The sequence below is a fragment of the Desulfogranum japonicum DSM 18378 genome, from assembly GCF_000429945.1.
In the GTDB taxonomy this organism is placed as follows: Bacteria; Desulfobacterota; Desulfobulbia; order Desulfobulbales; family Desulfobulbaceae; genus Desulfogranum; species Desulfogranum japonicum.
Genome location: NZ_AUCV01000032.1, coordinates 24,539 through 41,547, shown reverse-complemented (window position 1 = coordinate 41,547; position 17,009 = coordinate 24,539). Strand labels below are relative to the sequence as shown.

The 17,009-nt window shown below is 49.0% G+C and carries 14 protein-coding genes, 1 tRNA gene and 1 other RNA gene; 11 read left to right on the top strand and 5 right to left on the bottom strand.

The features are described from left to right. Window positions 1–267: 267 nt before the first annotated feature. Both G493_RS29455 and G493_RS0114885 read left to right on the top strand, forming a co-directional pair. Window positions 268–1,578 carry an amidohydrolase gene (locus G493_RS29455; protein ID WP_035274629.1) on the top strand — a complete coding sequence of 437 codons (1,311 nt, stop codon included), beginning with the start codon at window positions 268–270 and terminating at the stop codon, window positions 1,576–1,578. Window positions 1,579–1,590: 12 nt separating this feature from the next. Then, on the top strand, window positions 1,591–3,732 hold the full coding sequence (locus tag G493_RS0114885) for a fibronectin type III domain-containing protein (protein ID WP_028581033.1): 2,142 nt from the start codon (window positions 1,591–1,593) through the stop codon (window positions 3,730–3,732). 37 nt (window positions 3,733–3,769) lie between these two features. Here G493_RS0114885 and G493_RS0114880 read toward each other — a convergent pair whose 3' ends face one another. The 3 genes from G493_RS0114880 to G493_RS29450 form a co-directional block, all read right to left on the bottom strand. Then, window positions 3,770–4,636 carry a deoxyribonuclease IV gene (locus G493_RS0114880; RefSeq protein ID WP_028581032.1) on the bottom strand — a complete coding sequence of 289 codons (867 nt, stop codon included), beginning with the start codon at window positions 4,634–4,636 and terminating at the stop codon, window positions 3,770–3,772. Between the two features lie 97 nt (window positions 4,637–4,733). Then, window positions 4,734–5,486 carry a 5'/3'-nucleotidase SurE gene (gene surE / locus G493_RS0114875; protein ID WP_028581031.1) on the bottom strand — a complete coding sequence of 251 codons (753 nt, stop codon included), beginning with the start codon at window positions 5,484–5,486 and terminating at the stop codon, window positions 4,734–4,736. Beyond that, window positions 5,479–6,219 carry a DUF1499 domain-containing protein gene (locus G493_RS29450; protein WP_051309332.1) on the bottom strand — a complete coding sequence of 247 codons (741 nt, stop codon included), beginning with the start codon at window positions 6,217–6,219 and terminating at the stop codon, window positions 5,479–5,481. The genes surE and G493_RS29450 overlap by 8 nt, the downstream gene beginning before the upstream one ends. Before the next feature lie 610 nt (window positions 6,220–6,829). On the opposite strand from G493_RS29450, the gene G493_RS33465 reads away from it, so the two are divergent. Next, a complete protein-coding gene (locus G493_RS33465) occupies window positions 6,830–8,203 on the top strand; it encodes an HD-GYP domain-containing protein (protein ID WP_028581030.1) in 1,374 nt (457 codons plus the stop codon). Between the two features lie 111 nt (window positions 8,204–8,314). Here G493_RS33465 and G493_RS0114855 read toward each other — a convergent pair whose 3' ends face one another. Continuing rightward, window positions 8,315–10,135 carry a M48 family metallopeptidase gene (locus G493_RS0114855; protein WP_028581029.1) on the bottom strand — a complete coding sequence of 607 codons (1,821 nt, stop codon included), beginning with the start codon at window positions 10,133–10,135 and terminating at the stop codon, window positions 8,315–8,317. Between the two features lie 97 nt (window positions 10,136–10,232). On the opposite strand from G493_RS0114855, the gene G493_RS0114850 reads away from it, so the two are divergent. From G493_RS0114850 to G493_RS0114820, 8 genes are all read left to right on the top strand, one after another. Further along, a tRNA-Ile gene (locus G493_RS0114850) sits at window positions 10,233–10,309 on the top strand. A gap of 176 nt (window positions 10,310–10,485) precedes the next feature. Next, a complete protein-coding gene (locus tag G493_RS29445; protein WP_051309331.1) occupies window positions 10,486–11,331 on the top strand; it encodes a Nif3-like dinuclear metal center hexameric protein in 846 nt (281 codons plus the stop codon). Window positions 11,332–11,403: 72 nt separating this feature from the next. Further along, window positions 11,404–12,132 (top strand): zinc ribbon domain-containing protein, encoded by a 729-nt coding sequence (locus G493_RS0114840; protein ID WP_028581028.1) that lies wholly within the window; start codon window positions 11,404–11,406, stop codon window positions 12,130–12,132. Beyond that, window positions 12,122–12,706, top strand: coding sequence for a ribonuclease HI family protein (locus tag G493_RS29440; RefSeq protein WP_051309330.1), 585 nt, complete (start codon window positions 12,122–12,124; stop codon window positions 12,704–12,706). Before G493_RS0114840 ends, G493_RS29440 begins: the two co-directional genes overlap by 11 nt. A gap of 197 nt (window positions 12,707–12,903) precedes the next feature. Beyond that, window positions 12,904–13,272: RNase P RNA component class A (rnpB, locus tag G493_RS32315), an RNA gene on the top strand. Window positions 13,273–13,344: 72 nt separating this feature from the next. Further along, the gene (ispD, locus tag G493_RS0114830) at window positions 13,345–13,998 is read left to right on the top strand and encodes a 2-C-methyl-D-erythritol 4-phosphate cytidylyltransferase (protein WP_051309329.1); all 654 of its coding nucleotides are present in this window, start codon (window positions 13,345–13,347) and stop codon (window positions 13,996–13,998) included. Continuing rightward, window positions 13,995–14,486, top strand: a complete 492-nt coding sequence (gene ispF / locus G493_RS0114825; protein ID WP_084813598.1) for a 2-C-methyl-D-erythritol 2,4-cyclodiphosphate synthase — start codon at window positions 13,995–13,997, stop codon at window positions 14,484–14,486. The genes ispD and ispF overlap by 4 nt, the downstream gene beginning before the upstream one ends. Then, entirely contained in the window at window positions 14,473–15,618 is a 1,146-nt protein-coding gene (locus tag G493_RS0114820; RefSeq protein ID WP_028581025.1) for a M20/M25/M40 family metallo-hydrolase, read from the top strand. The genes ispF and G493_RS0114820 overlap by 14 nt, the downstream gene beginning before the upstream one ends. A gap of 165 nt (window positions 15,619–15,783) precedes the next feature. Here G493_RS0114820 and selD read toward each other — a convergent pair whose 3' ends face one another. Further along, entirely contained in the window at window positions 15,784–16,860 is a 1,077-nt protein-coding gene (selD, locus tag G493_RS0114815; protein ID WP_084813601.1) for a selenide, water dikinase SelD, read from the bottom strand. Between the last annotated feature and the right edge of the window lie 149 nt (window positions 16,861–17,009).

Genomic DNA, 17,009 nt, shown 5'->3' with positions numbered 1-17,009 from the left:
ATCCTCTTAAAATTTCCCTTCTCAGGGCTGATAATTGCTGTTATTCACATGAACACTCTTCGAGCAAAGGGGTGCTCCAGACTTGCGCAGGTGTGGTTGTTTGCAAGTCATTCAACAAGGTCGACACAACTCCAACATATTACTTTCAAACAAGAAAAAAGAACCATCTCTTGCCTCTTGTTACAGTGCTCGGGTATAGTTGCTGTATGGCCTTTGAAATTCTGCCAACCTGTGATACACCATCTCTTCCTACTTTTGCAAGCAGTTATGAACTCAGATATCAGCATCACCAACTGTCTCCCCGTTGAAGACATGGCCCTTTCTGCCGTGCCGTCTCTTTCATATATTACCATAACCGGGGATACTATTACAGACATCGGCCCCATGGAGGCATATCATGCGGGACGCGACAGGACAACCCTGGACGCCCATGGCCAGCTGGCTCTTCCCGGCCTGGTCAACGCCCACAGTCACGCAGCAATGACCTTGTTTCGCGGCCTGGCAGATGACCTGGACCTGTCCACATGGCTTCATACATATATATTTCCAGCTGAAGCACAATGGGTTTCAGAAGAGATGGTCTACTGGTGCTCGAAACTTGCCGCAGCGGAAATGGTACTGGGCGGAATTACCACCGTAGCAGATGGCTATTTTTTTGAGCATGCCGCAGCCAAGGCTTTTGCCGAAGTTGGGATGAGATCCGTTGCAGCCCAGGCTTTGGTTGATTTTCCTGTGCCGGGGGTTCCCGATCCAACCAAAGGGCTGACGACCTGTGCAGAATTCATCTCTACCTGGAAAGATAAAAACCCGCTTATCACCCCTGCCCTGTTTGCCCATTCTCCGTATACATGTTCTCCAAAGAATCTTGTAAAGGCAAAGCAACTGGCAAATGATGCAGGAGTGCCGCTTTTCATTCACCTTGCTGAAACGCAATACGAAATCGAAATAATTCCCTCTCCCCTCGGAGAGACCCCAACCCGCCACCTGCTTGAAACGGGTATACTGGATGCCAATACAGTGTGTGTTCACTGCGTCTGGTGCACGCCAGCGGACCTGGATATTCTCGCAGAAAACAACTGCTCCATTGTCATCTGTCCGCAAAGCCATGCAAAACTTGCCTCCGGCATGGCTCCGTTACGGGCAATGCTTGACAGAAATATACGTGTGGGGCTGGGAACCGACGGCAGCGCATCCAACAATAGTCTTGATATATTTCGCGAGATGGATTTTTGTGCCAAAGTACAGAAAATGGTATGTAACGATGCGGTTGCTGTTCCTGCACGGGAAATTTTAAGCTGTGCCACGGATGGTGGTTCAACGGCACTCCTGCCGTCAATGCACATCGGCAGACTCGCTCCGGGACAAAAGGCAGATATTCTACTGGCAGACATACATCGTCCCCACCTGCAGCCGTTTTATACCACCGACACAATGGTATACAGCGGTGATCCGGCAGATGTACAGACCGTACTGATCAACGGCAATATCGTGGTCCGGGACAGAGTTCTCCAAACCTGTGACCTGGCTGAGGTTATGGCCAAGGTACGGGAACTGGCTCAACACGTTGGCAACCAATAGGAAACAAGCAATATGTTGATAATATCGCACTCCATACAGACCAGAGTGTTATTCATATTTCTGTATATCTGTTTTTTTATGCCTGCGCTCTGTTTCAGCAGCCCGGCATCACCGGAAACCAAAACAGATATCCAGGTTCAAACTTACCCTCAGACAAAAACAACCCTGTTACAACATGTCGCCATTCTACCGTTTTCCAGCTCAAAGAAAGATATCGATAAACTGACCACCTTTTTCTGGGAAAAACTGAACCACGCAGGACTTTACGAGCTGATTCCACTTGAACATGTAAAAAGTGTTCTGGAAGAACACCACATTCAACACGCTCAAGGCAAACAATCCCATGAATACCTTCTCCAGGTCGGTAAATCTTTACGTACGCGGGGCATACTCAGCGCAACCCTTACCCATCTTCCGGAAAGTATCCTTACGACAGCTTTACCGGGTAAACAGTCTCTTCTTACCATCAATCTGCTTGACATTCAGACAGACCAGGTCATCTGGGATATTCACATTACATTCACCCACTACTCTGGCAACGCCTATCCCAGCGATGCATCTCTGGTGACAGCCCTGGATGATGCCCTAAAACAACTCATTGAAGCCCTGATTTATCAGGGTGCGATATTTTCTTCACGTATTCCTGCGCCCAAAATCATCTCTGTACGGGGGCTTATACGTAAAGCCCGGATAGTTGTTCAACCTGCACCGCCATTCATTCACACTGGTTATCAACTTTTTCGCGCAAAAGCAGCAACAGATATGTTTACCCCTGTAGGTTCAATTATAGCTAACAATACCACACCGATTGTTCTTGAAGATACAGATCTGGAAGACGATTCCACCTATTTTTATACCATCAGCGCCTACAACAAAGAAGGGCTGGCATCCATTCCACAACAGCCTTTCTCCATTACTACCATAGGCAAACCGAAACCCATAAGTACCATCTTGGCCACAGGGAACGGCCTGCGCAGAATATTGCTTTCATGGGAGCCCTCACCGGATCCCAATGTCACAGGATACACAATTTACAGAGCAGGTTCAAAGGAAGGTCCTTTTGAGCGTATAGCAGAAATTGATGACCGTGACAGGCAGAGTTATGTAGATAGAGGCAGTGCCAGATCCTATGAACGGTACGGCAAACTTGCCGACAACACCACCTATTATTACACCATCCGCAGCCAGAACAATGTTGGCGTGGAAAGTGAAGACAGCGATGTTGTCTTTGCCACTACCAAGGGTGCCCCGCCGCCTCCGCAGCACCTTAAAGCAATCAGTAACCAACCCAGAAAGGTTTCACTTTCCTGGGCAGGAAGCAGCGATCCTCACACCAGAGAATATATGGTGTTCAGGGCAATGGACGAGGCGGGTCCTTTTGAACAGATTGCCAATATCGATGGTCGCCACCAGCTGCAATATGTTGACGAGGGTGGTTACCTGGATCCTCTCCAGGATAACACAACCTATTTTTACACTTTGCAGGCCGTCAACGTGGTTGGAACAGCTTCAGAAAACAGCAAAGCCGTCTCAGCAACCACTAAACCGGCCCCGGCAATGGTTGAAGGGATCACCTGCTCGCAATCCTCCCTGAAAAAAGTGGAACTGCAATGGTCTGGTAACAGAGCTCCGGATATTCGTAGATATGAAATTTTTCGTGGAACACTTCCAGACACTGTCACCTTGAAGGTAGGCGATGTGTCTGCCGAACGTCAATCATTTACGGATATTTCTCTGGCCGATGGCCAAAGATATTGGTACGGAATACGGGCAATAGATTATGACAAGCTCAAGGGCCCGATCTCAAATCCGGTCTCCTGCTCAACAAAACCGCCTCCAACTGCCCCATCAGGTCTTACCGGCAACATTACAGACAAGGGGCTCACCCTGACCTGGGATGCCAATACGGAACTGGATATCGCTTACTATTCTGTTATCAGTGTAGGATTCCTGAATCGGGAAATACAAAAAACACAGAAAACCGGCGTCACTCTGGAGCTTGATCTTGAACCGGACAGAGAATACAATTTTCAGGTCAAAGCTGTGGATAAGGATGGTCTGGTGAGCGAAGCTTCTGAGCCGGTAACCATTCAATACCATCCGAAAGAACACAAACTTCCTATGGAGAGCGAAACCGAACCACAGGCACCATAAGAATGAGCCGATATCCTGGGCAATTTTTGAACAGGTATTATTCTTCGTGCCCCATGAGCAAACGCAACACCCGCAGATTTTCTCTATCCTCTGCAAGATCATCGCCTTTGGGCGTTTCCAGAGTCATGGGATGACTGACAAACTGCGGGTCATTCAGCAGGTGGGCAAAGCCTTGCTTGCCGATACACCCTTTACCAATATGTTCATGCCTGTCAACCTTGCTCCCCAGCTCTTTTTTCGAGTCATTCAGGTGAAAGAAGTGAACGTGTTGCAGCCCGACCTGTTCTTCCAGGGCAGCCATGGTCGCACGGTATGCTTCAGGTGTGCGTATATCGTAACCGGCTGCAAAAATGTGACAGGTATCAACACAGACACCGAGACGTTCAGCGTAGCTGGAATTCGCCCGTATCCATCCCAGTTCTTCAAACCGACTTCCTAAGCCGGTCCCCTGGCCCGCTGTGGTTTCCAGCAATATTCGAACTTGACCGCTCTTTTTTCCCAGGGTCTGCTCAAAGACAGTATCCAGGTTTTTCACAACAGCCTGCAAACCAGCTTCCACCCCTTTGCCGCCATGACTTCCCGGATGAAGAACCAGAAAAGGTATACCGAGTTGCTGACAGCGCTCAACTTCGGCTACGAGAGCCTGAACAGATTGGCCTGCCCGTTTTTTGTCTGAAGACCCCAGATTAATCAGATAGCTCGCGTGAGACGCCACAGGCAGAGTACCGGTTTTTCCCCAGCTCTCCCTGAAAAGATCAATTTCTTCCTGACGTAGAGGCGCAGCTTTCCACTGCCTCTGATTACGGGTGAATATCTGCAGGGATTCACCACCAACCTGCTCAATCCGTTCAAAGGCGTTATGCAACCCTCCTGCGACTGATTCATGGGCCCCTAAAAGCGGCATATCCTTTTCCTTATAGCATATTGTTGTCTGAATTGAGAGATAAGCAAGATTGGATAATGTATTTTTTCCGTGACCCTTATGATCATATTCAGAAATTTCAACTTTTCCAATATTGCTGAAGATACCCCAGGCCTATATGGTTTGTGAGGTCCAGCTGGATAGGGGTTACTGATATATACTGATTGCGAATAGCCATTTCATCGGAACCTTCATCCTCTGCCCAGTGTACGGTTCCACCACCTATCCAATAATGTTTACGTCCCCATGGATCAAAGGTCTCCTGGATGGAGTCCTTATATCTCCGCCGTCCCTGTCTGGTAAAAAGAACGCCCTGAATATCGCCGGCAGGACAGTTGGGAATGTTAACGTTCAACAGGCTCCTGGGAGGGAGCTTGAAGGCAAGAGCCATGGAAGCCATCTTCCAGGCGACCGAGGCTGCAGTGGTAAAATCAAAGGGTTGATTGCCTGCCAATGAAAAAGCAAGGGATGGAATTTCATACATGGTTCCTTCAATAGCTGCGGACACCGTCCCGGAATAACTGATATCATCTCCAAGGTTCCCACCGGGGTTAATTCCGGAAACAAGCAGCACAGGCCTGCTCTCCAGAATTTTGTTCAGAGCTATGGTCACACAATCAGTAGGTGTCCCGTTTACAGAATACACATCTGATGCAATCTGCTCCACCTTGAGAGGACGATTCATGGTCAGGGAATGGCTCACTGCGGAATTATCGCGTTCAGGAGCAACGGTAATTGCGTGCCCCAGCGTGGAAACAGCCTCATGCAGGGCTTTGACTCCTGGTGCATGAACACCATCATCATTGGTCACAAGAATATACGGTTTATTCATCACTTACCCCTTGTACTCGCAACTGCGAGAAAAACTCCCGTATCCGACGGGCATTGGCACCCAAATCGCCTTTTCCCACCCTGGATGCAGATCGGATATCCACCCTGACACCCATTTCCTCCGGGGTCAACCGAATAATAATATCATCATGAAATCGAAATATTCGGGTAGTTGCCACAGCCTCAATAATTCCATCTTCCTTTCTACTGGAAACGATCTGCCACTGTAAAGATTCTGCCACCTGCAGGCATTGTTGGAAAACTTCTCCTCGATTCCCTTCCATGACAAGTGGAACAATATCCGGGTAGGCCTGCTTCTGCAAGGTGGCTATTTCCTGTCCTGCATAGTCAGGGCTATTTTCATGGCCTGTCCTGCGGGCAGCAAGAACTTCATACGTTGGAACCGACACACTGTCTGTTGTAATATCATGAATCAACGGGAAATCTCTGCTGCCAGTCCAGACTATCAAAACCAGAGAGAGGGGAATCCAGGAGAAAAGAAAACTGGCAAATCCTGTCATAAATCCTGACCACTGCCCCTGGTGCATGCCCATCAGGGCTGTCATCAGGCCTAAAAAGCCCAGTACGGTCGTCAACACCACACATACTCCAGCCACTATCATTGCAAGCTTCCAGGATATCACCTGATAGCGTACCCCCAGAACACAACATGCCATGCATAAAAGCAGACAGATTTGCACAATCATCCATGCACCAGACCTAATGTTTTTCATTTGAGACTCTCGACTTGCTATTGAAATGGTATAAGATACCTGGTCACAGAGGGTTGTAGTTGTCGTAAGCAGGCTGACGCAGCGTACAGGGTCATACGCAAGCCAGGCTGATCGTGGAAAGATTAAGGCACTCTGTGAACATTTCACGGTATCAGTAGGCAATTATTTATGCAATTCCTTGAATTACCTCTTTGCTCCCCATATAATCATTTTGTAAGGAAATAATCACGGCCAATATTTTTTCCATATTTGGCATGATATATCTTACAGTTACAATTGATGGGTCGCGGGAAAGAATAACTATCCCAAAAATTGCGCAGGATACCGGCTCATTCCCCTGACTGCTTCTATGGTTCCGCACTATCCATGGATCCATGAAACTGTCAGGGGAATACGTTGAGAGAGCAATACAATTGGATATTTTTTCAGATCCCTTAGGCTGTCATCCGAGATGTCTACCGGTTACTTGCCTGTCCAGCAATGATGGTTTCCTGCCCGAGCTAAGAAAAACAAAGCTTCTAGGCATACGACACATTTCATCATAGGCTGCTACCGCAGGTAACACCCCGACATATTATAACTAAAAATGTAGTTCAATTCGCCGTAACAGATGAGTATAAGTTCAGGAAAGACCATATTAAAGGCTGTACACAAATTCAACCGTACCAGCGGCATGAATCTCTCAGACCTCGACCAAAGAACCGGTTGCCTCATCTTAAAGGCAATCAATGGGCAAAGCGCGATAGCAGAAGTCACGCAATACCTGCAGAAATACGCCAAAAATATCCACCCGGAAAGTGTTCCGGGATTACTGGAGGAATTGCCAGTCGTGCTTGCCAGAAAAGTCCCGGAAGCAACGGCCAGGAAGGTGCGCAATGACTTGCGCCAGCTCCAGGCAGACGTTGCGTTTATTCCCATAAGTGAACAACCAGCAACAGATGAAGCCGGTGACATGCCCCCTGAAAGCAATGAAACAGACATTGCTCAGGCAGTCAAAAAAGCCAGCACAAACAAAGGCGAATCAAAAAAAGATGCCTTTACGCTGGCCGGATTTCCGTTTCACCAGTATGCTGGCCTTGCAAAAGAGCTTGCCATTATTGCGGCCATGCTGCTGGCAGCGGGATTGCTTAATTTTACAGTGGCATCCCAATACCTTCTGTTGGGTCTTTTTACCGTTCCCACCATCCTCTCGGCATTCTTTTTTGGTAGAAACCAGGCAGTCATGACAGCCTTTGCATCCATCCTGCTCGTCACTATTACCTGCCTCAATATCCCGGAGAGATTTATCACGGAAAACGGTGCCGGACTTGGTGGGACCAATCAATGGTACCACGTTGTTTCCTGGGGATGCATCCTCCTGCTCACAGCCTATCTCATGGGGAGTCTCTATGAGTTGCACCAGCAAAAAATAAAGGAATTACGCCGTACCTACCAGGGAATTCTTTTGCTTCTGAGACATGTTATCACCCAAGATGACAACACAGAAGATCATTGTTTTCGTGTATCCATTTATGCTGCAAAAATAGCCAGGGAATGCGGCCTTAACGATGAGGAAATTGCAGATATCCGTTCAGCCGCCCTGCTGCATGATATAGGTTCCCCTGACATCAGCCGAGAAGTTCTTGAAAAGGCTTCATTTCTTGCATCTGAAAACAATCAGAAAAACAGCAGCACAAAAACAGACCAGGAAACCCTGCTTTCACGCATTCTCCCCCTGCTCATATCCAATCACACCATAGAAGCTCATCCGAAATCAGAGCAGGCAGATGCAGCACCTTTGCCCATTGGAGCCCACATCCTGGCAGTTGCCGATCGCTACGACACCCTGGTCAATACCAAACCATTCACCGACACAACCAGCCAGGAAAAGGCCAGAGAAATCATCGTCAGTGGCTCTGGCAAGGAGTTTGACGCAACCGTTGTCAAAGCGTTTGACCAGGCATGTCTCAAAGGGGAAATGACGATTCCTTCCATGCTTCTTTAGGGTCGTGGAAAAGGGTATCTACCCCAACTTTATACAGGATACCCGGCTCTCTCCCATGTACTCAAAAAAACATTTCAAGAGAAATGCTACTCCATGGGCTATACAGCTGTATCAGGGAAATGTTTCCACTTCCTCCCATTTTTTGTGAAGGAAGAGATCCAGCTTCGTTTTGTAGTAGTTCCTGTTATGCCCATCAACCTGCATTGCTTTACGTTCAGTAAAAACAGCCTCTTCCACCAGGCCGTTTGCCCAGAACGCCGTTGCCAGTGTATCCAGAACAAAACCACTCTTATCAATCAGGGCTGCTGATCGGGCGAGGGTCAGGGCCCGCGCGGCATCACGCAGCTCCCGATTCTCTGCGGTCAATAACAGATAGGCCAGATTATTGTTCACATGGGGATTTGTTGGTTGCAGAATCAGGGCTCTTTCATAGGCAGCAATGGCCTTTTTTTCCAGTTGCCTCCCCATATACAGATCTGCCATCTCGATGGCCAAACGACTGTTCCCGGGGTCCTTCCGCATGTTATAGCCATAGAGTTCTTCATAAAACCTGAGTTCATTTCCTTTACGAAGCTGATCGGTATCAATGCTGTGCAACCCTCCTATCAGCAGTACCATACAACAGGCATAAGCCAGTAAAGAGAAGCCGACTTTACGGTCGTGGCGCCCTATCAGTTTTTTATCCTGTTCGCATCGCAACAGAAAATCAATACGTTCACCAATGCCGAAGTGATGCCAGTTTTTTTCGTCACGATTATTGCCGCTCAGGCTGGCTATTTTTTCAAAGGAAGCAATCAGTGGGGCAGCGGTCTGTTGTGCCTGAAAAACAAAGGTATCTGCCTGACGTTCAAAATTACGGATAAAAAAACCAAAAACATATCTGAAATAGACAACAAGAAAAACAAGAATCATGCTCGTAATCAGGCTCAGCAGTGTATTTGCCGGGGAAAGATTCAACCATTCGCAGACTGTATACAGCAACTCCGAGCCGAGCAGTATGTAGTGCAGCGGTTCAAACAGTGAGTTAATCAACAGACTGGCTCCCAGAAACAAACCGATATAAAGAAGCAGGTGCTTCTTACGGACATGCCCGATTTCATGGGCCAGCACACTTTCAAGTTCCCAGGGGGTAAGCACCTTTGCAAGCGCAGGCGTAATCATTAAATAGCGAAATGGTGGCACAATACCCATGATACCGGCAGTCAGTGCCTGGCCCTCGAACAGGGGCCAGTAAAGAATATCAAGGTGCAGATTCTGCTGCCGGAGAAACCCTTCAACCTGTTCCCGTAACGGCCCATCCGGTATGGGCGTACACCCCCAGACCCTTTTCACCAGAACAGGAAAAAATACCACAAGCACGCAGATAAAAACGAGAAAGAGGAAAAGGTCTCCCCAGGTGGAAGCAAGAAAGGTGTTCACTCCCGGCAAGGGTAACAGCTGCAGACTGTCAAACAGCAGAGAAAGGATCAGCCAGGGAAGGACAATGGGAATATTGGCAGTGATATTGGAAAAAATATACTTTCCTGCCACATAGTGTCTGCCGAAAACCTTTTCATACATGGATTTCTGATTCATCCACATAATGCTGAGCAGACAGAAAAACACCACCAGACCTGCAAGATTTTCCAGTACCGGGAATTTGCCCTGCAAAGACAAGGGATGCAGGTAATATTTGATATCAAGGACAAAGGTCATGATAGCAAAGACAGCCACAGCAAGAAGAGATAATTTCTTTTCCTGACTGAAATACCGGTTCACCCCTTCCTTCACAGCGCCGGAGCATACTTTTTTGCTCAAAGCCCAATACCCCAGGATCAAACCGAGGAAAAACAGCAGGGTCATCCCTGGTGAAAAATTCGGTTTTTCCGGGGCTGATTGGGTTGAAAAGAGAAAAATGACAACCAAGAAATATATGAGATTATTATAGATCATAAAACAATGATACGTCTTTTCAGGTTTACACGCAAAAAAATATTGACCTGTTTAAAATTTATGTTATTATTTTACGTTTGCTAGTTTGCTAACTTGAGGGCCTATAGCTCAGTTGGCTAGAGCCACCGGCTCATAACCGGTCGGTCCCTGGTTCGAGTCCAGGTAGGCCCACCATATAAATGGAAAGATATGTAATCATTTCTTTCCCGGATGATATACCCCAGGAAGTTGAACACTACCAGAGTTTACCGAATATTATTGCTGATAGAACAGCAAGACATTGACATCAATGTCAACAAAGAGGTACACCCCAACAGGGATGTACCTCTTTTTCTTTTATAACACAGGCTATGCCAACAAAGGTACACGATCTTCTCACCATACTCCAGGATATTGCACCTGCCTCACTGGCAGAGTCATGGGATAATGTAGGTCTTCTGGTGGGCTCACCGGACACGCCCGTCACAGGCCTCCTCATTGGTCTCGACCCCTGTTCCGCCGTCATAGATGAGGCCATCAGCAACGGGTGCAATCTGATCATAACCCATCATCCTGTAATTTTTCGTCCCCTCAAAGCAGTTCATACGCACACTTTTCCCGGAAACGTTATCGCCCGTGCCATGCAGCACAACATTGCTCTTATCGGATGCCATACCAATCTGGATGCCACGTCCGGAGGCGTGAGTGATATTCTGGGCCAGGCCCTTGGCCTTGGCGGGATGCGTCCGCTCATTCCCAACCAGGGAAAGAGTGACTGCCTGCAGTCGTGCGGATTAGGTAGAATAGGAACCTGTGCAACGCCCATGTCTGCCGAGGCGTTCGTCTCCCTTCTGTACAACGCGTTGTCTCCTCCCTGGCTTCTTGAAGCTGGACTACGACCAAACTCCATAGAAACAGTGGCTGTCTGTGGAGGATCGTGCGGAGATTTTGCAGAAACAGCTCTTCAACAGGGAGCAGACGTGTTCATAACTGCTGAGATCAAACATTCGGTTGCCCGCTGGGCTGAAGAGGCCGGCCTGTGGCTCATAGACGGAGGACATTTTGCAACTGAACAGCCTGCGGTTCCCGTGCTCGGGAAGCGACTGCAAAAGGAGTTCGATAACCTGAATATATCACTTCCTATCTGCTTTAGCAGGCAGGCGGCACCCCTTTCTCTGGTCATGCCCCCCATCATCAGTACCCCAGAATCCCCATGACCAGATATCACCACGCTGTATACACCCATAAAAATAAATTGTTTTACCCGATAGGCTACCAAGGAGTGAACATTGAAAAACGAAATAGCCAAACTTATCGACCTGCAAACCATAGACAGTGAAATAGCAGGCTTTGACGCAGACATTGCTCTCAAGGAAAAAATCATTACCAATAAGGAAGCACTTATCTCAGAAAAAGAAAACGAGATAGCTGTCTGCCAGGAAAAAATCACCGCGCTCCAGGCCAATGAGCGGCAGGCGAAGATGGACCACGAAGATGCCAATGCCCGCATAAAAGACCGACAGAATAAGATGATGCAGGTGCAGACCAGTCGGGAACACCAGGCACTCTTAAAGGAAATTGAAGAGAATAAAAAACAGCTCAAAGAGACCGAAGAACAGGCCAAGGCCTTTGCTGAGCAGGTAAAGGAGACTGAGCAGGAAATAAAAGAACTGGAAAATCTCTGTGCCGGAGAAAAAGAACTCCTTGCAGAAGCAGTTCAAGAGGTCGAGCGTGAAGTGAAAAAAATAGACGCTGACCGCAAAAAAATTGTCAGCAAAAGAGAAGAACTCTCCGGCGAACTCAAGGCCAATCAGCTGAAACGCTACAACATGCTGCTGAAAAAACGCGATGGCCTCGCGGTTGTCCAAATCATCAACGCCGTCTGCCAGGGTTGCTTTATGACCCTCCCTCCACAGCAGTTCAACGATATCCGCAAAGGGGAAAAACTGCACCTTTGTCCTAACTGCCAGCGTATACTCTACTATATGGAACCAGAGGAAGAAGCCGTTGATAACTGATCCTCCGGGCAGGGAGACCATACTTCGCACCCTTGCGGAAAAACTCGATGACAGCACTATCAAATCGATTTTTCCGGGGGCAGCTCCGGAAATCATACGGGCGCAGATTGCCGGCAAACCGTTATCCAGGGGAATACAACCATCCGTGACAGAGTTCAATGCAGGGGCCACTGCCGATGTCTGCAGGCTTTTCACTGACGGAGCTTCCCGGGGCAACCCCGGTCATGCCGGAGCTGGAATTTCCATATGCTCTCCTGAAGGGGATGAAATTTCCTGTCTGAGTACGTATCTGGGACAATGCACCAACAATGTGGCTGAATATAAAGCCCTGCTGCTCGGCCTTGAGCATGCCCGAAAAATCGGCTGCATAAAGCTGGACGTATTTCTCGATTCAGAGCTGATCGTCAAACAGATCAATGGTTTGTACAAAGTGAAGAACGCATCACTTAAACCATTGTATACCAAGGTCGTTGAACTTCTCAACCACTTCGCATCATGGTCTGTTTCCCATGTTCCACGGGCTCAGAATGCCCGTGCCGATGCGTTGGCAAATCAGGGAATTGACCATCGATAATCCAGGTCAGCCTACCAGCGGGATTGTCCGTTCGAGAGCACCCGAACGGGCAACGGAACCCCGAGAAGGTCTTTAAGGAGCAGGCACTACACGTTGAAATCTGCATGCGCTGGCCGCATAGCCGGGCGCATGTGGATTCCATGTCAACAGGTCTGGACAGAAGACTATAAAACTGGTACAAAGGAAAGCTTTACTCGAGGGGTGAGCGCGTGATCGCTCCAGCCGAATATGCTGGAGAGGAAAGTCCGAACACCGCAGGACACAGTGGTTCGTAACGCGAACTTTGGGCAACCAAAGGAAAGTGCCACAGAAAACATACCGCCGATGGGGTGCACGCACCCACAGGCAAGGTTGAAAAGGCGAGGTAAGAGCTCACCGCTCTCATGGTGACATGAGAGGCAGGGTAAACCCCACTGGGTGCAAGACCAAATAGGGAAGCGCCACCGGGCTGTCCGTCCGAGCTTCCGGGTAGGTTGCATGAGGTGTCGGGTGACCGGCATCCCAGTCAAATGATCATGGTTCGTCTCTGACGAAAACAGAATTCGGCTTATAACTCACCCCTTTTTCCTTTGAATACGATACACTCTCCATATCCGCCCACGGGCGTCATTATCCCGGCCGCAGGCATCGGCAGCCGTATGAACAGTTCTGTGCCCAAACAACATCTTTCTCTGCGCGGAAAACCTGTTCTGGTTCATACTGTCCTGGCCTTCCTTACCATGCAGGATATCAGCAGCATGGTCATTGTCATCCATCCAGAACACGGCAATACCACCAAAACGCTCATCCTGCAGCACCTGCCGGAAACATTACAACATAAAGTGCAATTTACCGCAGGCGGCACTCTTCGTCAGGATTCGGTTCGAGCCGGACTTGCTGCTTTACCGTCTGAAATTGAACTGGTTTTGGTCCACGACGCAGCTCGCCCTCTGGTTAACCGGGAAACCATCGTACGTGCCATGCAGGGTGCCATGCTTGAGGGGGCTGTAATAGCCGCCATCCCTGTCAAGGATACCATCAAGCAGGTGAACGCCGAACATTTGGTCCAGGCCACGGTTGACCGTTCCCACCTCTGGCAGGCACAGACTCCCCAGGCTGCACGACGCCCATTGCTGGAGCAGGCATTTGCCCATGCCGAGGCAACCGGTTTTCAGGGAACTGACGAAGCCTCTTTACTTGAACATTGCCAGATACCCGTCCATGTGGTTGAAGGCCATGAGCACAATCTCAAAATTACAACTCCGGGAGACATGGCTCTCAGCGAGTTTCTCCTTGAAAACAGATCGCTATGAACATACGAATCGGCCACGGTTATGATGCACACAGACTTGTCCCGGACAGAAAACTGATCCTGGGTGGAGTAACCATTGAGCACCCTCTGGGTCTTGCCGGCCACTCCGATGCAGATGTGGTCTGTCATGCCTTGTGCGATGCCATTCTTGGAGCCATGGGCGCAGGCGATATTGGACGCCATTTCCCGGATAACGATGAACAGTACCGGGGCATCTCAAGTATTCTCCTGCTTAAACAAGTCATTACCCTTGCAGAAGAAAGAGACTTGCGTCTTGGCAACGCAGATATTACCATAATTTGTCAACGTCCCAAACTTGCTCCACATCTGGCAGGGATGCAGCAGCAGCTGGCAGCAGCCTGTAAAATAACGCCAGATCTTCTGAATATTAAAGCCACCACAACAGAACAGATGGGCTTTGCCGGAAGGGAAGAAGGTATTGCCACCCATGCTGTTGTGCTGATGAGGACAATACATGGAAATAGATAGAGAACGACTGGCAAAAAATTTTATAGAACTCTGCGAAACAGATAGCCCGTCGCGTCACGAGAAACAGGTGTCTCTGCTGCTGAAGGATATCTTCACCAGCTTGCAGGCCGATGAAATACTTGAGGATGCTTCAAACGCCATCACCGGCTCCGATTGCGGCAATTTAGTAATTCGCTTTGCAGGTAGCCTTGATCTGGATCCTATTTTTTTCAGCTGCCACATGGATACCGTGGAACCAGCCCGTGGCGTAGAAGTACTGCGAACCGGCGACGTTTTCACCAGCAAGGGGGAAACCATTCTCGGCAGTGACGACAAGAGCGGTCTGGCAGCCTGTATAGAATGCATGCGGGTCTTGAAAGAGAACAACATTCTCCATCGCCCCCTGGAATTTGTGATAACCACCTGTGAAGAAATCGGCCTGATCGGAGCGAAAGCACTTGATCCGGCCATGATACGCGCAAAAGAAGGCTATGCCCTGGATTCCACGGGTTTTGCAAAAGTCATTACCCATGCTCCGGCGCTCAACCGCATAGACATCACCTTACAGGGTGTTGCTGCACACGCCGGGTTACACCCGGAATGGGGTGTCAATGCCATCACCGTTGCGGCAAAAGCCATTGCTGTCTGCCCCTGTGGCCGCCTTGACGATGAAACAACAGCCAATATTGGTACTATTCAGGGTGGCATGGCCTCCAATATTGTGCCGGAAACAGTAACTATCCAGGCCGAAGTACGAAGCCATAACCAGCAGCGGCTTGATGCCGTTACCAGAGAAATAACAGCAGCCTTTGAGCAGACCGTCGCTACATGGAAAGATCACACAGGCCAGGCCAAAGGTACTCCGTCTGTGCAGATCGATGTGCGGGAAGATTTTCCTATCATGGCTCTGGAAAAGGAGAGTCCGGTCATTCAACGGGTGGCCAAAGCTGCCGAGAGCCTGAGTATGCATCTGGTCTATGAGAAAGGTGGCGGTGGCAGTGATGCCAACATCTTTAACGGACATGGGCTGGCCACGGCAATCATTGCCACGGGCATGACCAATGTTCATTCCACCAACGAACAGGTTGAGTTGCAGGACATGGTTGACCTGACCAGGTTGTTACTTGCCATGGCCACAGAGCAGCAATCTTGATGTAAGGGTCACGGAAAAAATATATTATCCAACCTTCTTGTCTCTCAACTCGGTAACGTCGTCGCGTCAATGGCTCAATACAGCCAGTATGGAACCATTGACGCGACGACGTTACCAAACCGATATCCTAGGCAATTTTTCGATATTTATTATTTTCCGAGGCCCTTATACAAGCTGCACAACATGCTTGTCTGTTGCAGCCTCTTTAACAGAACCAATAATTACGCAGGGATAAGGATACCCCTCTTGGGCAAGGGCTTCCATCAGCATACGGGCAACATCTTCTTCAAGGGCCAGTAGTAATCCCCCGGATGTCTGGGGGTCATATCCAACCATTTCCCGCCAGTCCATTTCCGGCAACGTGTTTTCCACCCACGCCTGGTAGTACTTCTGATTGGTATACGCTCCTTTGGGAATAATTCCCATTTCAGCCATTTCCCTGACTCCGGACAACACAGGAAGCTGATCCATTTGCAGTACAATTTGCACCCCTGAAGCAACGGCTGTTTCCTGCAGGTGACCGATCAACCCGAACCCGGTGATATCAGTGGCCCCGTGTACCTTGTATTGCACGTCTTCAGGTTGTTGCCGCAGCCACTCAATGGCCTGCCGGTTCAAAGTGGACATCACCTCAACAATACGCTGCTCATCACCTTCCTGGCCCAGACCACCCTTCATAGCCGTGGACAGGATTCCTGTTCCCAGGGGTTTTGTCAAAAGCAGGACATCACCTGGCCTGGCCCCACTGTTCAGCAGGACTTTTTGGGGATGCACCAGGCCGGTAACTGAAAGTCCGTACTTCAGTTCTTCATCGGTAATAGAATGTCCACCAACCAGAAGAGCCCCAGCCTCTCTGACCTTTGCCAGGCCTCCTTCAATCACCTGCCGGAAAACAGACTGATCCATGGCGTGTGTGGGACAGGCAAGTATGTTCATGCACAACAAGGGCTTGCCCCCCATGGCATAGACGTCTGACAGTGCGTTGGCAGCCGCAATCATGCCAAAACTGTAAGGATCATCCACAATGGGTGTAAAAAAGTCCAGGGTCTGAATCAGGGCAGTGTGCTCATCCAGTTGATAGACTCCGGCATCATCGCTGGTCTGTGACCCAACGAGCAGGCGAGGATCTTGTGGAAGTTCCAGACCGCACAATATTTGACCCAGGTCCCCCGGGCCTAGTTTGGCAGCTCAGCCAGCAGCTTTTACTGTCTGGGTGAGTCGAGCTTGTTCCTGAGGTGTCATAGTCATAATATGAGTGATTAAGCTGGAAATGAGATGTTTTTTACAAATAAAATGGAAATTACCGTATATTTCCTTGAAAAAAAACCTGTAATCTGGTTGATAATAACTTTTTGAGGCTCCTGCCGCTTCAGATAGGATACAATATGGGC